The organism is Paenibacillus castaneae (assembly GCF_002884445.1).
GTDB lineage: Bacteria > Bacillota > Bacilli > Paenibacillales > Paenibacillaceae > Pristimantibacillus > Pristimantibacillus castaneae.
In genome coordinates this window covers 4,785,391-4,802,534 of sequence record NZ_KZ614144.1, presented here as the reverse complement: position 1 = coordinate 4,802,534, position 17,144 = coordinate 4,785,391, and the positions used below count along the sequence as shown (strand labels likewise).

The 17,144-nt window shown below is 46.2% G+C and carries 17 protein-coding genes; 9 read left to right on the top strand and 8 right to left on the bottom strand.

Annotation, left to right across the window (positions count from 1 at the left end; translation table 11 throughout):
* Positions 1–44 precede the first annotated feature (44 nt).
* The 6 genes from CEF13_RS21545 to CEF13_RS21520 all read left to right on the top strand — a co-directional run bounded on the left by CEF13_RS21545 (position 45) and on the right by CEF13_RS21520 (position 6,319).
* Entirely contained in the window at positions 45–506 is a 462-nt protein-coding gene (locus CEF13_RS21545; protein WP_102713862.1) for a chemotaxis protein CheX, read from the top strand.
* Positions 507–584: 78 nt separating this feature from the next.
* Complete coding sequence (locus tag CEF13_RS21540) at positions 585–1,358, top strand: SDR family NAD(P)-dependent oxidoreductase (RefSeq protein WP_102713860.1); 774 nt, start codon at positions 585–587, stop codon at positions 1,356–1,358.
* Between the two features lie 26 nt (positions 1,359–1,384).
* The gene (locus CEF13_RS21535; protein ID WP_102713858.1) at positions 1,385–2,857 is read left to right on the top strand and encodes a DEAD/DEAH box helicase; all 1,473 of its coding nucleotides are present in this window, start codon (positions 1,385–1,387) and stop codon (positions 2,855–2,857) included.
* 115 nt (positions 2,858–2,972) lie between these two features.
* On the top strand, positions 2,973–4,202 hold the full coding sequence (locus tag CEF13_RS21530; protein WP_102713856.1) for an S-layer homology domain-containing protein: 1,230 nt from the start codon (positions 2,973–2,975) through the stop codon (positions 4,200–4,202).
* Positions 4,203–4,322: 120 nt separating this feature from the next.
* Positions 4,323–5,072, top strand: a complete 750-nt coding sequence (locus tag CEF13_RS21525; protein ID WP_102713854.1) for an ABC transporter ATP-binding protein — start codon at positions 4,323–4,325, stop codon at positions 5,070–5,072.
* Complete coding sequence (locus CEF13_RS21520; protein WP_102713852.1) at positions 5,072–6,319, top strand: ABC transporter permease; 1,248 nt, start codon at positions 5,072–5,074, stop codon at positions 6,317–6,319. The genes CEF13_RS21525 and CEF13_RS21520 overlap by 1 nt, the downstream gene beginning before the upstream one ends.
* Positions 6,320–6,420: 101 nt before the next feature.
* Here the strand turns inward: CEF13_RS21520 and CEF13_RS21515 are convergent, their stop codons facing one another.
* Positions 6,421–7,725 (bottom strand): aminotransferase class I/II-fold pyridoxal phosphate-dependent enzyme, encoded by a 1,305-nt coding sequence (locus CEF13_RS21515; protein ID WP_102713850.1) that lies wholly within the window; start codon positions 7,723–7,725, stop codon positions 6,421–6,423.
* A 227-nt stretch (positions 7,726–7,952) separates the two neighbouring features.
* On the opposite strand from CEF13_RS21515, the gene CEF13_RS21510 reads away from it, so the two are divergent.
* On the top strand, positions 7,953–8,738 hold the full coding sequence (locus CEF13_RS21510; RefSeq protein WP_102713848.1) for a helix-turn-helix domain-containing protein: 786 nt from the start codon (positions 7,953–7,955) through the stop codon (positions 8,736–8,738).
* A gap of 80 nt (positions 8,739–8,818) precedes the next feature.
* On the opposite strand, the gene asd is transcribed toward CEF13_RS21510, so the two are convergent.
* The gene (gene asd / locus CEF13_RS21505) at positions 8,819–9,607 is read right to left on the bottom strand and encodes an archaetidylserine decarboxylase (RefSeq protein WP_102713846.1); all 789 of its coding nucleotides are present in this window, start codon (positions 9,605–9,607) and stop codon (positions 8,819–8,821) included.
* A gap of 82 nt (positions 9,608–9,689) precedes the next feature.
* Positions 9,690–10,454 (bottom strand): tryptophan-rich sensory protein, encoded by a 765-nt coding sequence (locus tag CEF13_RS21500; protein WP_102713844.1) that lies wholly within the window; start codon positions 10,452–10,454, stop codon positions 9,690–9,692.
* Positions 10,455–10,607: 153 nt separating this feature from the next.
* Between CEF13_RS21500 and CEF13_RS21495 the strand changes: the two genes are divergently transcribed.
* Together CEF13_RS21495 and CEF13_RS21490 are read left to right on the top strand one after the other, a co-directional pair.
* Positions 10,608–10,901: a hypothetical protein gene (locus CEF13_RS21495; RefSeq protein WP_102713842.1), complete on the top strand. Its 294-nt coding sequence runs from the start codon at positions 10,608–10,610 to the stop codon at positions 10,899–10,901.
* Positions 10,902–10,986: 85 nt separating this feature from the next.
* Positions 10,987–11,661 carry an HAD family hydrolase gene (locus CEF13_RS21490; protein ID WP_102713840.1) on the top strand — a complete coding sequence of 225 codons (675 nt, stop codon included), beginning with the start codon at positions 10,987–10,989 and terminating at the stop codon, positions 11,659–11,661.
* 78 nt (positions 11,662–11,739) lie between these two features.
* Here CEF13_RS21490 and CEF13_RS21485 read toward each other — a convergent pair whose 3' ends face one another.
* Genes CEF13_RS21485 through CEF13_RS21465 form a run of 5 tightly spaced genes read right to left on the bottom strand, consistent with a single transcriptional unit; the run spans position 11,740 to position 17,142 of the window.
* Positions 11,740–12,930 (bottom strand): YheC/YheD family endospore coat-associated protein, encoded by a 1,191-nt coding sequence (locus tag CEF13_RS21485; RefSeq protein WP_102713838.1) that lies wholly within the window; start codon positions 12,928–12,930, stop codon positions 11,740–11,742.
* Entirely contained in the window at positions 12,887–13,387 is a 501-nt protein-coding gene (locus CEF13_RS21480) for a GNAT family N-acetyltransferase (RefSeq protein ID WP_102713836.1), read from the bottom strand. The genes CEF13_RS21485 and CEF13_RS21480 overlap by 44 nt, the downstream gene beginning before the upstream one ends.
* Position 13,388: 1 nt before the next feature.
* Positions 13,389–14,543 (bottom strand): YheC/YheD family endospore coat-associated protein, encoded by a 1,155-nt coding sequence (locus CEF13_RS21475; protein WP_102713834.1) that lies wholly within the window; start codon positions 14,541–14,543, stop codon positions 13,389–13,391.
* Positions 14,543–15,922 (bottom strand): YheC/YheD family endospore coat-associated protein, encoded by a 1,380-nt coding sequence (locus CEF13_RS21470; RefSeq protein WP_102713832.1) that lies wholly within the window; start codon positions 15,920–15,922, stop codon positions 14,543–14,545. Before CEF13_RS21470 ends, CEF13_RS21475 begins: the two co-directional genes overlap by 1 nt.
* A complete protein-coding gene (locus CEF13_RS21465) occupies positions 15,919–17,142 on the bottom strand; it encodes a YheC/YheD family endospore coat-associated protein (RefSeq protein WP_166742744.1) in 1,224 nt (407 codons plus the stop codon). The genes CEF13_RS21470 and CEF13_RS21465 overlap by 4 nt, the downstream gene beginning before the upstream one ends.
* Positions 17,143–17,144 lie beyond the last annotated feature (2 nt).

Sequence of the window (17,144 nt, the reverse complement as noted above, 5' to 3'; positions counted from 1 at the left end):
AAAGACAAATTGCGAATTTTGTCGAAAAGGAGCGTATCTTCATTATGAAGGCAGAATACATTAATCCGTTTCTTGAATCCGCAAAGATCGTGATTGAGCAAGTTGTACAAATTCGTCCGCTAACCGGTGAGCTTGGTCTGAAGGATATTAAATTCGTTGAGAACTATATCTGGATTCAAATTGGGCTCAATGGGCAGATGACCGGGGATATTGTATTCGGGCTCAGTGAAGAAGTAGCTATGAAAATGGTTTCTGCGATGATGGGCGGCTACGTTATTTCTGAAATTGATGAAATCGTCAAGAGTGCTATTTCTGAGCTTGGTAACATGATTAGTGGGAATGCCAGTACGATGCTTTACAATCAAGGCGTAAGGGTTGATATTACACCGCCTAAGGTCATTCAATCAGCTCAGTCAGCAGGCTTTACTGCCAAGAAAGCGTTGACGATTCCACTCATTATGGAAGGCATTGGAGAACTGGATATTCAAGTTTTAATCGCATCTTAGCACAGAAATGGCTCCTTTATGGAGCTTTTTTTGCGTCTTCATTAGCAATGAAGTAAACTTGTAGATGGGTGATGCTGGATGTTAAAAGGAAAAGTGGTATTCATTTCTGGCGCTTCAAGCGGAATCGGCGCTTTAGTGGCTGTAAGCCTAGCCGAAAAGGGTGCGGTACCTATACTTACAGGGCGTAATTTAGATAAACTGAAGGAAGTCTCGGCTTCAATACGAGGAGATTTCTCCATTTATCAAATGGATGTTACGAATATGAAGCAGGTCCAGCAAACGATAGATGCCGTCATTGCAAAGCATGGAAAAATAGATATTTTATTGAATAATGCAGGTTATGGCAAATTTCAGTATTTTACGGATATGACTGTGGAAAGCTTTGAACAAATGATGGATACAAACTATATGGGAGTTGTGCGCTGCTCGAAGGCAGTTATTCCTCATATGCTGAAGCAAGGAAGCGGTCATATTGTCAATATAGCATCCATGGCAGGGAAAATCGGCTCTTCGAAATCAACCTCTTATTCGGCTACTAAGCACGCTGTCCTCGGATTCACGAATGCTCTGCGAATGGAGCTGCGAGAGAAAGGCATTCACGTGTCTGCTATTAATCCAGGGCCCATTGATACGCCTTTCTTCTCACTAGCTGATCCTTCAGGCACTTACGTGAAAAATGTCAATTGGTTTATGATGAAGCCACAATATGTCGTAAAATCGATTATTCGAGTAATGGAGCGGAAGAAGGATGAGCTCGATCTGCCAAGAGCAGCATCAATAGGAATCAAGCTTTATCAATTGCTGCCGCGAACAGCAGATCGGCTGCTCGGCGGCTTATTTAATCAAAAATAAGGATTAGAATGAGAAAGGAATTAAGAATGAGTAAGCATACATGGAATGAGATTGGCATTAATGAGCAGCTGTCTAATAAGCTCGAAGCAAACGGAATCGTGGAGCCGACAGATGTGCAGGCGGAAACTATTCCGATTTTGCTTGGAGGCAGTGACGTATCCGCGAGATCACAAACGGGAACAGGCAAGACGCTAGCTTATTTGCTGCCCATGCTTCAGAAGCTAAACCCTTATTCAAACGCGATACAAGCTGTTATTTTGGCTCCAACTCAGGAGCTTGCGATGCAAATCGTGCGAGTTGCTGAGTTGTACGCAGAACCGCTTAACCTGCGAGTTCAACAATTGATTGGCGGAGCGGCATTAAAGCGTCAGGTCGAGAAGCTTAAGCTTCGCCCGCAGTTGGTTATTGGAACGCCGGGCCGAATTCATGAGCTGCTGAAGATTAGAAAGCTAAGGCTTAATGATGTAAATAACGTCGTTATTGATGAAGCGGATCAAGTGTTTCAGCTCGGCTCAACTAAGGAAGTTGAGATTATACTGCATAGTGTGGGCCGTGATCGGCAAATGGCTTTTTTCTCCGCTACCTATCCGGATCAAATGGCAAGATTTGAAGGACGCTGGATGAAGAATCCGGAGCGTATTCAGATTACGCCGGAGCACCGCGTATCGGAAACGATAGAAAACTATTTTATTGTTAGCGACAAAAGGGATAAAACTGATACAGCTAGGCGACTCGTTCGTTTGTTGAATCCCAAATCAGCACTGCTGTTTCTGAATGATACGGATAACATAGCGAACTGGGAATCCAAGCTCAGCTATGAAGGCTTTACCGTTGAAGCCTTGTATGGAGATGCCGATAAGCAGCGCCGAGCGGCTACACTTGCTAGGTTCCGCGACGGACGCTGTCAATTGCTGCTAGCTACTGATGTTGCAGCCCGCGGTCTCGATATTGAAGGTCTACAGCTCGTTATTCAGCTTGATCCCGCTGCAGATTCAGATCACTATGTTCATCGAGCGGGAAGAACGGGACGGATGGGCCGCCCTGGTACGGTCGTATCGATTGTAATGCCGCAGGAGCTGTTCATTATGGAAAAATTCCGGAAGCAGCTGGGCATTGAGCTTAGCGAACGTACGATGTTCAGAGGCAAGCTGCTAACAGCGGAACAGCTTCGTGAAGCGACTCGCCCATTTGCATTACGGCAAGATGCGAAGGCAAACGAACGGACGGATGGAGCAGTGGGGAAAGAAATTTTCGAAGGAAATAAACGCCCTCGTCCAGCTAAACAATCAAACGATAGCAGCATATCCAAGCCAGTATCCGTAAGTGCTGCTTCCGATACTGTGAAACCTGCAGATGCAGCTAAGACCACTCAGCCGCCGCAGCCTAAAGCTAAGCCAGCGCCAGCACCCATAAAGAAGGTTGAACGCAAGCGTGAAGGTAAAAACAAAGGCGCTCCAAAGTGGCTAAAGGCTAAGCGAGAAGCAGAGAAAGAAAAATAAAATATATTTATTTCCAAAGCCACCCTCTTAAATCGATTAGCCTCTCCCGAAACGTATGGGCGAAGGTAAAAAAAGCGGCACAGCCGCAATCGAAAAAAGGAGAGTGGCTTTCTTGATGAAACAAAAGATGTGGAAAAAGACAGCAATATCCTCGCTTGCGCTGCTAATGCTTGCAGGCGGAGCATCGTCAGCTTTTGCAGACGGCGGTAAAGGGAAAGAGAATGACAAAGGACGCGACAATGGTCGTCAAGAGGATAAGAAAAACAAGAATGATAAAGATGATAAGTACAAAGTAACCTGGAAGTTCAAGGATGAGTCTGACCTGAAATGGGCAATGGAATACATTATGCGTCTTGCATCCAAAGGTGTTTTCACTGGCTATGAGGATGGAACATTTAAGCCTAATCAAAAAATTAGCCGCGTTGAAACGCTAGTTGCAGCTGTGAGACTTATGGGTCTGCGCGCTCAAGCGGAATCGGCTGAGGAAATGAAAACGGAGCTGCAGTTCAGAGATGCTAACAAGATCAAGAACAAATATCCGTGGGCTGTTGGTTATGTAGCTGTTGCGCTCGAGAATGATTTGTTCTCGGAGACCGAAAGTGAAGTTAAGCCAGAAGAGAATGCGACTAGATTGTGGTCGACAATCGTTCTTATAAAAGCGCTTAAACTGGAAAACGAAGCGAAAGCGCTCAATAACACGAAGCTGGACTTCAAAGATGCAAATGAGATTCCAGCTGGCTCTGTCGGCTATGTGGCGCTTGCTATTAAGAAAGGGATTATAACAGGCTATAACGATAAGAATGGAAAAACGTTCCGTCCTAATCAGCCTGTTACACGTGCAGAGCTGGCAGCATTGCTTGATCGTACGGATTCGGAAATGCCGAATCACGATGCTCAGGCGATCACCGGGAAGCTGAAGAGCGCAGCATCAGACGGTAAAATTACGATTGTCAAATCGAATAGTACGGAAGAAGCACTAACGCTTGATCCCAATGTATTCATATTCCGAGATGATAAGAAAGCATCGATAAGCGCTCTTCGCGCTGGAGATGAAGTGCTTGTAAGGACATATCAAAATAAGGTCGTCTTTATTGAAGTAACGAAATCTTCGCCAGTTCTAACTTCTTTCTCCGAAGTGGGCATCGTTAACTCCCTAACATTCAACGGACAAGCGAAGCTTTCTACAATTATTATTACACGGGTTGAGAATGGACAGACCGTTGTTTTTCAGTACAACATTGATTCGAACGTGACCATTACTGGTGACGCTTCTCTCCTTAAAGCAGGGCAGATTGTACAGGTCAAAGGCGACAACAACGTCGTTAAATCCATTGATATTAAATAAAAATTCAAATACCTTTCATGGCATCACCGCTAACGGTGATGTCTTTTTTTTGATATTAAGCGGATTTTTCGGTATGCTGTTTAATAGCTAATACTAAATCGGATTATTGAAGGTGATGTAATGGAGTCTATTTTGCAGGTAAGTGCTTTAACAGGTGGCTATAGTCCCAAGAGACCGGTTTTGCACGATATTTCCTTCGAAGTGAAAGCAGGCGAAATGGTTGGATTAATAGGGCTTAATGGAGCAGGCAAAAGCACGACAATCAAGCATATTCTCGGTCTAATGAAACCGCAGTCCGGCGCGGTCAAGGTAGATGGAGTTACGCTTGAGGAAAACACGGAGCAGTATCGAGCAGCGTTTGCCTACGTGCCGGAGAGTCCGGTTTTGTTCGACGAGCTGACCGTGGAGGAGCATTTGCGATTAACAGGAATGGCTTACAGCGTAGCTGGCAACGCCTATGATGACCGGGTAGAAGACCTGATTGAACAGTTTCAAATGACTCCCAAGCGCAAAGCATTTGCTTCCCATTTGTCTAAAGGCATGAAGCAAAAGGTAATGATAATGAATGCGCTATTAGCTGAGCCGCCTTTATACATCATTGATGAGCCGTTTCTTGGACTAGATCCACTTGGCATCCGTTCGCTGCTGGAACGGCTTGTCGAGGTGAAACAGAAGGGCGCTGCAATTTTAATGAGCTCGCACATTTTGTCAACGGTTGAAGCATACTGTGATCGTTTTATCGTTATGCATCATGGTAAAATTATAGCTTTGGGAACGCTTGCTGACGTTAGGCAAGCAGCTGGGATGGAAACGCACAGCGGCTCCTTGGAGGATGCCTTCTATAAGCTCGTTACTGGAGGCCATTCATAATGGGAGAGGATCGAACGCTCGAAACCATATGGAACCGCCGTTCGAAAGCCTTTCGTAAGGAAACGCTGCCTTATTTCCGTTATATGGGCCAGAGCGGGTTTCCGGCTTTTATGTCCCTTATTCTTATATCCTCGGCGATTGGCTACATATCATTAATTCGCAACCTGCCTGCAAACTTTCCGATCACGCTCGTAGGTGTTGTTTCATTATTGCTCGTTCTGTCCTGGAGCCCTCTGCGAACCTGGCTAGAGGCAGGCGATATTGTATTTATGATGCCGCGTGAAGCAGAGATGGACAGCTATTTGAGACGTTCTTTTCTCCATACGTCGCTGGGCTGTTCCATACTTGCAGCCATTGTGATACTGCTCTATTTGCCGATATATAATCAAGGACCCGCAGTTAGCGGGGGATGGCTGCTTGCGTTGGCTGCTGCAGTATTGAAGGCAGGGAATGTGTGGGGAGCATGGAGAGAACGTCAAATCGCTTGGCCTGGGATGAGAAGGCTGATGCGGTTGCTTCGCTGGGCCGGAACTGCACTTCTGCTAGCGGCATGGCTGACTTGTCTCGCATGGCAAGCAGCGGTTTTTACAGTATTAGTAGGCTTATTGTTATTTTTCATTTATCGTCTTCCTGCTCGGCATCGTTTCCCTTGGGAAAGACTTATTGAGGAAGAAGCACGTACGCGTAAGCGTTATTATGTTTTTTTTGGATTGTTTATTGACGTTCCAACACTTCCATCGAGTGTTGCTAAGCGCTCGTACCTAACATGGCTGCTTGGTGTGATACCATATTCGAACCGGAATACATTTGTTTATTTGTTTACAGCGGCACTGTTGAGAACAGAAATGGGAGGCATTATCCTGAGGCTGCTGTTTCTCGGCTGTTTAATTACGTACTGGTTCTCGGAAGCCGTTTCTCTATCCGGCTGGGGCTGTATAATCGTATTTGCGATTTTTATGGGGCTGATAGCCGTTCAATTAGGGGGGCTGCGTCATGTTCATCGTTATTCCGTATGGAAGCATGTATATCCCTTGCCTGAAAAACAACGTGTGGAGCAGTATGTAAAGGTGGATCGTCTAGCTATGGTCATATGCGCTGCAGTGCTTTGGATATTCGCAGAGCTGCCGCTAGCCTTGTCCAATGTATATCTGCCATCACTGACTGCTGGCGCTATATTGCTTGTATATATGTCCATTCGACCTGCACGCTTGCGGAAGAAGATGCTTGCAGATGAGGATGAGGAATAAATCGATTTGTCCGTTATGATCCAAAAACACCCCTGAGGAATGCGAGTCGTCTAATGAGTAGACAAGCATCCTTCAGGGGTGTTTCATTTCAGTGCTCGCTCTTAAGCTTGCTCAGCAATCAATTCGCTGACCGCTTTAAAGATTGTATCATAAAGCTCTTCAAGATTTTCTTCCTCGATACAGGAGAACGCGACACGGAGGTCAGTTTCTCCAAGAGCGATCGTACCAATGCCATATTGATTAAGCAAATGCACACGTACAGTCTCAGCAGTTACACCGCTAAGCTTGAGGCACATAAAGTAACCGGAGTTGAATGGGTAGTAGCTCCATACATCGCCATAACGGCCGCTGTCGAGCAATGCCTTCACGCGATTCGCACGACCCTTCATAATGTCGTATTTCTCCGCTTTTTGTAACTCGAATTCAGGTGAATTCAAAGCGCGCAATACGAAGGTTTGTGAAGGATGAGGACCGCTTGAGATCGTAGAGCGAATAATGCCCAGCGTTTTTTGCTCCAGCACATTCAAAGTTGCAGCAGATTTAGATGCATAAGTTATAAAGCCTACACGGAAGCCCCATACATATTCTTCTTTTGTTGCTCCGTCTACCTTCACAGCAAGCACGCGCGGGTGAAGCTCTGCAAGCTTGGAGAACAATGACTCCTGCAAGGAATCTTCGAAGAACAGACCAAAATAGGCATCGTCTGTTACTGCTACGACATTGATTCCAGCTTCTGCGGCATCGCGGATAGCGGCAATAATTTCCTCGCCTTCTGCCGGGTCTGGCGTATAGCCTGTAGGATTATTCGGGAAATTGAGTATTACGATTACTTTTCCTTTATCCTTCTGGGCAAGCATAGCTTCGCGAAGGCCTTCGCTATTAAAACGAGTTTGCTCGTTATAGAGTGGATATTCTACAATTTCTGCACCGCGGCGAACGCCGAAGGTCAACTCGTAATTTTCCCAATTTTTATTTGGAATAATGACTGCATCGCCAGCATCTGCGAATAAATCCGCTACAATGCTAAGACCATGTGTCAAAGCGTTTGTAACGATAGGAGTTCCGAAGCCCTTTACTTCAAGAGAAGGATTCTCCTTCAGCATTTTGGTGCGCCAAGCAGCGCGGAGCTCTGGTTTGCCTCCAGGTGGTGCGTATTCATATATATCTTTCGGATTGTAAGCAGTAAGCGTCTCTTGAATGACCTTGAGATGCATAGGCTGTCCGCCTTCTGTAGCAATTCCGATTGTTGCATTAAATTTGGTTGCCTTCGTCTTCGCTTCGGCGGATTGACTGAGTATGCCCTCCTTTGGGAAATAAATCGCTTTTCCTAAAGCTGACAACATTTCATAGACGTTCGAGTTTTCTGTTTGTAACGTCTCGTTTAACTGCTGAGCAATTGGGTTCATGGATCTTATGCCATCCTTCCGAATAGTTTCATTTGTACTTGAGTATGATCATGAGAAATAGGATCGCCGACTTAAGTCGATTTTTTCAGCTTTCGGGTGCTATTATAACATTTTTTATACACCGCAAACCATTCTCAGTGGAAATTTTTTCGGAAAGAGAGACAGCTTGCCTTAAATATTATTACTGTTGTATGATGACGGCATAGATTTACACGGGAGGTAGACCGATGCTGCATATTTCGCCTGAATCGTTTGTCCTTATGCCGGCATTTGCTAAGATCGTATGCGAGCCGGGGTGGAGATGGGCGAGACGCGAGAAGCCGATGCCTAATTATGATTTATTCTATGTATGGAGCGGTGAAGGGGAAGTAGAAGTCAATGGCACACATTACGAGGTTGGACCCGGCAGCTGCTTTTTATTTCGGCCTGATGATTACACCAGCGCTACTCATAATCCGCAGCGTCCTCTCGTTTTGACTTATATACACTTTGCCATTCACGAGAAGATGGATGCCATACCTAATCGATATAGACAGCTCACCGATACGGTTGACTTCGAGTATATGCTTTCGCGCTATGTGCGATTGTTTCTCGTCAAGACGTATGCTGCAGAAGAAGAGGCGCAGCTCGTGTTGAAGCAGCTCATGATTCATTTGCTGCGTGAGGACAAGCAGCTGCCTGTTGAGAAGAAAGCGAGCAATCAGCTGACTGAGGCTATTCATGAGGTGGCCAACTATGTACGCCAGAATCCAAGCATCGCTCATCGGGTGGAGGATTTGGCGATGCGCGCCGGGCTATCGCCGCGGTATTTCTCGATGAAATTCAAAGAGATGCTAGGGATGTCCGTTCAAACCTATATGATCCGGACTAGAATTGAACGTGCCCAGCATTTGCTGATGCATGCGGGGATGAATGTAACTGAGGTAGCGGACGCGCTTGGTTATCGAGATATCTTTTTTTTCAGCCGTCAATTCAAGCAATATACGGGGCGAAGCCCTTCAGAAATTAGATAGGAAGCACAAATAACCCACTTCCGGGTAAATAATTCGGAAGCGGGTTATTTGAATTTCGTAATATTGTCTGCACGGTAAAGCTATCGTTGCTCAAGTAAGCCTAGTTTTTCCCCCATGCTTACTTTCTTTCCGAGCAACCCTTCTTCACGAGGATTGAACGTCCCATCTTCCATCAGAAGCACGACCGTCGAGCCAAACTCAAAGTAGGCAAGCTCATCACCCTTTGACAAGTGATCCTGCAGTGGTAATACATACTGGATACTGCTTACGTTCATAGCGCCAACCTTTACGACAGCGGTCTCTCCAAAATCATGACGCATATACGTAATGAGCCGTTCATTCCGGCTGAGCACCCTGCGCATATGACGCAATCCAAAATCATTTACCGGATAAACTTTGCCGGGCACATGCTCCCGTTCTACAATGCGACCGTTGACCGGCGAATGAATACGATGATAGTCAGTTGGACTTAAATAAAGAACGATGTAATAACCGTTCATATAGTTTGCTGTTCGAGGAGACTGGTTAAGAAGCTCAACAATCGTATAATTCTGTCCTTTGACGTTCAGAATTGTGCCGCTGCTTATAGGACCTGCGCCTGTTATGAGCGCATCGACAGGGCTGACAAGGGAGTCTTCGCCTGTATGAATCTCTCTAAGTCCAGGCTTCAGCCTTCTCGTGAAAAATTCATTTAATGTCTTATATTGGGATAAGGGCTTCTCCGCATCCTCTATTCTAATGCCGTAAGTCTTAGCGAAACGAGAAATAAACCCACGGCTTGCAGCCGATTGCGCGAATTTCCCGGTTATTCTGGATATCCATTTGCGCGAGCTTAATTCAGTCATAGAACGAAGCAGCCATTTTGCCATTCGTAAACCGTCACGTCCTCTCCTGCTGGGGAAAATTGATCATAACACCCACCAAACAGTTTGACATATCCGGTTATATTTATCAATATGTTATCTTTTTGCTTTTACTTGCTTGAATCAGTATGAAGACAGCGGCAACCGCCAGCACACAAGCTCCAATTAATGCAGCGAGTATAATATCGGACTGTTGTTCTTCTCTCTTCGCTATGGCAATAAACGACCAGATCAACACAATAGTGTAAGCGGGATCATAATGCTTGAATCCGACAAAGAGCGCAAGGCAGCCTGCCGCTATCAGCATAATAATAGTCCATGCAATATCAGATAATCCGAATCCATCCCAGTTTGCAGCATATAAGGCAACAGAAACATTAACGATTGTCGCCGTACTGATCCAGCCTAAATAAATGCTGAACGGAAGCCAAACAAGCAGCCGCTCTCCGGTGACAGCTCTAACTTTCGCAGTACGTATTTTTGTGTAGATGATAATTAGCGACAGGAGCAAGGCGAACATTACGAACACACTGCTGTTCAAACGCTCATAATGCCAGACAAGAATCCATGCCATATTTAGCAAGCAGCTGATTAAGAACCAGGGCCCTATGCTTTGAACAATGCTGCTTTGAGCGGTACGCGGTCTAAGCTGGTAAGCAACAAATCCGATAAGCAATAGATAAATGATCGACCATATGGAAAAAGCGTAGGGTGCCGGAGTAATGAGCACTGGATATTTAGCCGATAATTCACCGGTCGTTTTTCCGTTAATTGGAAGCCACTCTGCTAATCCGTTAACGGCTAGCATCGCAGTAAGACCAATGATATTCCACCATCGATAACTATTTTTCATCGTAAATACCTCCCAACCGATATTTCATACGGAGTTTCTCTATCATATGTAAACAACCTACTGCTTATTTATTCATAAAGCATGTTTAAACCGTACATCTGTGTTTAAGAGAAATGAAAAAAACCGAAGCTGTCAGCAAGGAGGAGGATATGAATGATTATGATTGGAGCAGTTCTCGCTATTGGGGCAGCTATTATCGGTTGGGCGAGTTATGCCAGTAAGATGGCAAGCCGATTGTTTAATGCAGCAGCTGTTGTTGCCTTATTTTTGCTTTTTGTCATTTTAGCAGAGGCCGTAATGAAAACAATCACTCACGATACTGTATTTATGACAGAGGTGCATCGAATTCTTCTGAATCCTGTATTTTTGGCAAGCGGCTCCTATTTGGGCCCTTATACGCTAGGTCGAATCGCCATGCTGCCTGCATCACGGTTTGCAAGGGAATAAGAAGCTGTTTGCGGCCATTTAAAAGCTTGCGATCATTTCTACAATTCCAGTATGATAGGGACAGACATGGAAAGGGGTGACATCTATGAGCCAGCAAAAGCTTGTAAAGCCAGAGGCTGTTATATTCGATATGGATGGAACATTATTTGAAACCGATACGTTATTAGTGCTAGTCCATCAACGTGTGTTTGAAACTCTTCGCGAGGAACAGTTGTATATGCTTCCAACACCGCCTGTAGATAAATTACTCAGCTGTCTCGGCATGCTGCTGGAGGATATTTGGCGGCAAGTTATGCCGGAAAGTACAGAGGCTGCCCGCAAACGTGCTGATGAATTGCTTCTGCAGTACGAACTGGAAGGTCTAGCGGCTGGTGAAGGAGAACTGTACGCACATGTGGAAGGGACGCTTCGCATACTCAAGGAACGTGGAATAAAGCTGTTTGTCGCAAGCAACGGACTTGAAGAGTATGTGAAAGGTGTTGCTCGCTTCAAAGGTATAGCTGAACTATTCGATGGACTATATAGTGCAGGTGAGTATGCTACCGCAAGCAAGGTTGATTTAGTTGCCCGCTTGCTCAAGGATCACCGTATTCAAACCGCTTGGATGGTGGGAGATCGTTCATCTGATGTGGAAGCTGCCAAAGGCAACGGTCTGCCGGCAATTGGCTGTGCTTATGCGACTTACGGACGGTCATCGGAGCTGGAAGGCGCTGATGTGCTTATTTCTGATTTCCGCGACTTGATTGGATTGCTGGAGTAATGTAAATAAGAACGCAGCAGCGGGTCAAGAATCAAAATAGTCGAGCAGGAATAGCTCTCCTGCTCGACTTGATTTGGATTAATATGAATATGGGTATGAAAGATGTTCAGATTTCATTTCATTTTCGGTACGTGTATCTCGATGGGCGCTTAGCTTCTCCTTGCCCTTCCTTCGCTGCTTCTGGTTATGAAGCCAAAGTGCATATTCTAATGGTCTAATGATTGCATTACGGTAAACCTCTTTCTCACCCGCTTGGGCAAACACCTCTCGAGCAGGCTTCGGATTCACCTCTAGGAGCCAAATACCTCCCTTGCGGTCAATGGCAAGATCAAGGGCGAGCTCGCATAATCTTCCGTAGCTCATCTCTAGATAAGCAGCTATGCCAACACCTAGCTTCGCTGCCTCTTCCTTTACCGTTTCGATCTTCGATTCATCGCGCAGCCAATCCTTCAGTAGGGTCTCCATTGTGGAAGCATGGCCTCCGCCGTGAAGGTTGGATGTAATGCTGCCAGCCCCTCCTATTCTTCCCGCGCAGCCGGTCACTTCCCATAAGCCCTCACCGTTTTTTTGAACCAGCATTCGGTAATCATGCACGCGCCCGCTATTTAATTTAATTTGAATGCCCTGCTGGGCGATATATCGATTCCCTCTCAAGTTCCAAGGAGCCAAATAGCTGCCTAGAGCGGAAGGAGTAATTTGCTGGGGTTTGATGATGCGCCTTGATTGATCGCGTCCTTGAATATGAAGCAAGCCATCCTTATGTCTCTCAATACGGAGAATTCCTCGGCCTCCGGTGCCATTAATAGGCTTGAGATAGAGGAGTGGGTATTTCTTGAGCATTTCAACTACGTCGCGAGTGGACTCAATATAGCGGGTAGAAGGAAGATGGCTCTTGAAGCGTGCATCCTTCGAGAGGATGCGGTGTATCGTCCATTTGTTGCGAAGAGGGCGATTGAGATAGTTGAGGAAGCCATATCGGGCGCGAAATTGCTTAAGCTGTTCGAAACGGTATGTGCGTTGAATACGACACCGATCATAAATAAGATTGGGGAATGAAGTCCACTTACGCGACCAGGTCGCTTCGACTGGATCATAAAAGAGGGCATAAATTAAATTCTTCTTATAGTTAACGTCCTTTGGCGTGAATACAAAAACGCGAAGTCCTAGCTTTCGTCCAGCTGAAGTCATCTTCTGATAAATGGATTTCTCCTCCAGCATGCCTGCTTCATTGAGGTACAAAGTCAGAATGCCTAGGACGGGCTGTGCCATTTGAGGTTCTCCTTTCGAAACGGAGCGTTGGTTTGCCTGTCGGGCCTCTATGCATGGATACGGCAGTCATGCCAAGCCGAAAGCAAATCGCCATGCTGGCAGTATTATCTGTGGCAACATTACAAGTGAGATGGCCAATGCGATCAATCATCGCTTGTACAATAGCGCTGCCAATCCCAAGGCTTCTTGCCTCAGGATGAACAACAACCATACAGCCATCCTCACCGTTGCCTGAGGCAAAACCGAAGCCGCTGATACGGCTGCCCTGCTTGGCGACAACAACAACCGCATGGCAGGGCTGATTCGGACCTTCGTCAATAAGCTCTGCCGCATCCAGCTTGCGCAGCGCATGAATCGTTGAAACTGCGAGCCGTTTATCTCCGAATCGAATGGCATAGCCGATAAGCCTCTTTTGTTCCAAAACCCATGCTTCCGGTGTAAGCAGCTCCAGTTCCACGTTATGCGCCTCCTGCTTTTTCCGATTTTAATTTGGCCAAGTAGGCTCCATAATGAAAAATACGTTCTAATGATTTCTGGCGAATATGCGGTTCATCAAATTTCATGGGCTTGGAATTAGCTTCGAAAAACCACATATTACCAACGCTGTCTATCCCTAAATCCATCGACATCTCCCCAAGAAGCTGTCCTGAGGCACGCTCGATTTGCTTGGCAATTAGCACGGCAGTGTTTTTTGCTTTTATTAATAGCTTACGCGCTTGCTCCTCATTGAATGAGTGTACGAGCAGCTTCTCTGGATCTTCGATCATGCCGCCGCGTGGAACATGGGTAGTTATACTTGAAGCACCTGCTATACGTGCGCCGATTCCGGTAATATCCCATTGCCCTCGTTGGTTTTTTTGAACGAGAGCCCGCAGATCAAAGCTTCGTTCCTGGAAGGAAGCTAGCTTAATGCCCTGTTGGGCAATATAGGCCTCGCCTCCGCTTTGCTTCTGAATGCGGCTCCACAGCTTATTAATGTTTGAGCAATTATACGTAGCGCTCTTTTTGTTTTCTTGAATTTTTAATCGATAAGGCAGCTGCTTCTCAGCTATAACCTTTATAGTCATGATGCCTTTGCCTGCCTTGCCGCTCTCTGGCTTTAAATATAGATAAGGATGCTTCCGCATCATCCGGCCAAGACCTGTCGCCGTAACAAGCTTGCGAGTTAGCGGAATATAAGATTTAGTTGATTTGGAACGGCGAAGCCATTCGAATAAATCCCACTTATTGAAGAAGGAAGGATTAAACAGCTTCACTTGAGGATGCTTTTGGCAGGCAGCAATCTTCTGCTTGACGGCAGGCAGCATTTCATCCTCTCGCTGCGGGATTCGGTTATAAATAATATTCGGAAACGGAAGAAACCGCTGCAGCCAGCTTCCGGATTCCTCATTGAATATGAAACCCTTTAAGCTGTTTTTTGTCAGATGCAGATTTTTTACAGTTACCACATAGACGATAAACCCCATGGACTGGCCGGTTCGAATCAAATCAACAAAGTTGCTTCGATTACCTCGGAAGAGCTGAGCGTCATCATCAATCGTCAAAATGGCGAGTACCGGTCTGCCTGAACGGAGCTCTTTGTAGTCTGATTCTTCTGAGAGCGAGCTGTTCATCAGCCATTACCTCCCTGGTTTTGAAAGCGGCTGAGATACATGCAATGCTCAAATATATAAGTTAGGGAAGCACGCCCTTCCGAACGGAGAGCAGGATGCTTGAAGATCGATCTGCCGGGCTTAGCATTCGCTTCAAACATCCATACCTCACCGTCCTTGTCGATGCCGATATCAAGTCCAAGCTCACCAAGTCGATGCGGATAGTTCCTTTCTATAGCCTCAGATAGCTTGACTGCAGCACTTTTGGCTTTCTCTAAAACCTCATCTGCTTTACTGCCGAAGGTTTTGCTGAGCGCATGTTCGGGTGTCATAAGGGAACCGCCGTTTTTAACATGTGTTGTCACGCTGCCCCGGCCAGCCTTCTTCGCCCCAATACCAGCGGGTACCCACTCGTTCTTGCCGTTCTTATGCATATGAAAGCGGAAATCGAGCGGGCAGTTGTCGATCTCTACTAATCGTATGCCTTGTTGGATGACGTAATGATTTAAGCTGCTGCCGTGCTTCGCCTGCAGCATTCGCATTAAGCTGTTGAAGTTCGTGAAGCGCAGGAGTACATTTTGACTGCCTTTGCGATAGCGTGCGAAATAACCGCGCTTTGGGTTATAGGTAAGTCGGTAAATGCCCACTCCGAGACTGCCTGCTGTCGGCTTGAAGTAAAGAAACTGATGTTTTTCGAGCATTTCCTTTATCTTTTCCGAAGAGGGCCCTGATACGGATTCAGGCAAATGATTCAGCGCTTCCGGATCATTGTCAAGCAGCTTATATACATCAGCTTTATTGAAGAAGCTCCAGTTGAAAAAAGGAATTTTGCGGCGTACGAATCTCTCGCGCAATGCGTTGATGGATGCGGATGTTTCTGCTTTGCGGCTCGGAAGACGATTATAGACGACATCAGGTAAGGGGATGATTTTGCGATACCAGCCGCCCTGTGAATTCAGAAAATAGCCGTTGATCGTTTCCTGCTGCCAGTTAATATCACTTGGTGTAAATCCGAAAATATAAGCTTTGTGCTCGCCGGTTCGAATGACCTGCTTGATGAATCCGGTGCGTGGGCCAAAAGGATTGCTTTCGGAACGTATTGCGTTATCGCTTAGTATCCCAACGAGGGGCCCAAGCTGAACTTCATTCTCTCCGGAATTAAGCACATATACATTTCCGGATTTCGGTACTCTAATGGATTGGCGGACGCCGGCAGATAAATATAAATGATTGCCGGACCGCTTAAGCTGCTTGATCTCTGCGTTAATAACTTCGTTGCCTAGCTTGAGTTGAACCGACTTTTTGCCGGATAGCTTTAAATGCTTCAGCAACGGGCTGGACAAATAAATGATTTTATTGGGCTGCTGGGAGAAATGTACGTTACAAGTTGTCAAACTCATTGATGAACCTCCTGAACGTTGAAAGGCCGTAATGGATGAGCTGTCTTCAAATAATAGGAACGGCCGTTTGCGGTTTCATTGGCTACAAAGGACGGCTTTAAACGCCTCGAAAGTAATCGTGCGTACAAGAGGGGCCTCTCTATGGAGAGATGCTCCGCCTTCTGGTCGCTTATGAGTCGGAAGGCGGACCGGCCTGGCTTCGAGTTCACTTCGATCAACCATACCCGGCCACCCTTATCGATGCCGAAATCTAACCCCAGTTCGGCAAATCTGCCGAATACATCTTCTATTCGTTCTGCTGTTTGCTTGCTTATTGTATGGATTGTTTCTAGTAAATGTTCGGCTTTGGCTCTGTCAAATTTGTTGGTCAGCAGCTGCAAGGCCGAGCGCGCTTCACCGCCGCCATGCAGATTAGACGTCAGCGAGCCTGTTTTCCCCGAACGTGCTGCTGCTCCAGTGGACGCCCACTTTCCCTGGCTATCTTTCTGTAGAAGCACTCTAATATCAAATGGCTTTCCATCGTCATCGCTCAGCTCTAAATAAGGCTGGATTAAATAAGCTGTCTGAGAAACAATACGGTTGATCCAGTGCTTAAACTTGTCAATATGTGCAAATGTAATGGTAAAGGGCTGGTTTTGCTTCGTGCGACCATTAACGTGAACGGACTGCTCGTGCTGGCAGTGCTTGGCGTGAAGGAGGCCTCTTCCCTGCATGCCGGAAGCAGGCTTCAGTACAACGCCAGCTGCATGGAGCTGCATAAGTTTCATAAGTTGGTCTGAGGATTGATAGCCTGAAGTAATTGGCAAATATGGTTTCAGTCTGTCATCCTCCTTGAGAGCATGATAAACGCCAAGCTTTGCAGGAAGTACCGCATTAAGCATCTGATAGGGCTTCTGCAGCTTTATGGAAGCCAGCATTTTTCGGCAGTTTTGTCGTTGATCGGCATTTGTAAAGAAGCAGCGGTCATAGATGACATCAGGCAGCGGAACGGATTGGCGGACAAACCGATTCTGATGAAAGCGATAGCCCTGTAATTGCCCCGTTCGCGGCTGATAGTCCGCTGCGGTAAATACATATAGATCTATGCCATGCTGCTCAGCAGCGTTGCTGAGCGCGCGGTAGAATGAAGGCTCCAGCAGTACCGGATACGTATCAGAGCCTTCCGCTATTTGGTTAATAAACGCAACGACGATACCCAATATGACGGCTTTTGCGTGCATGT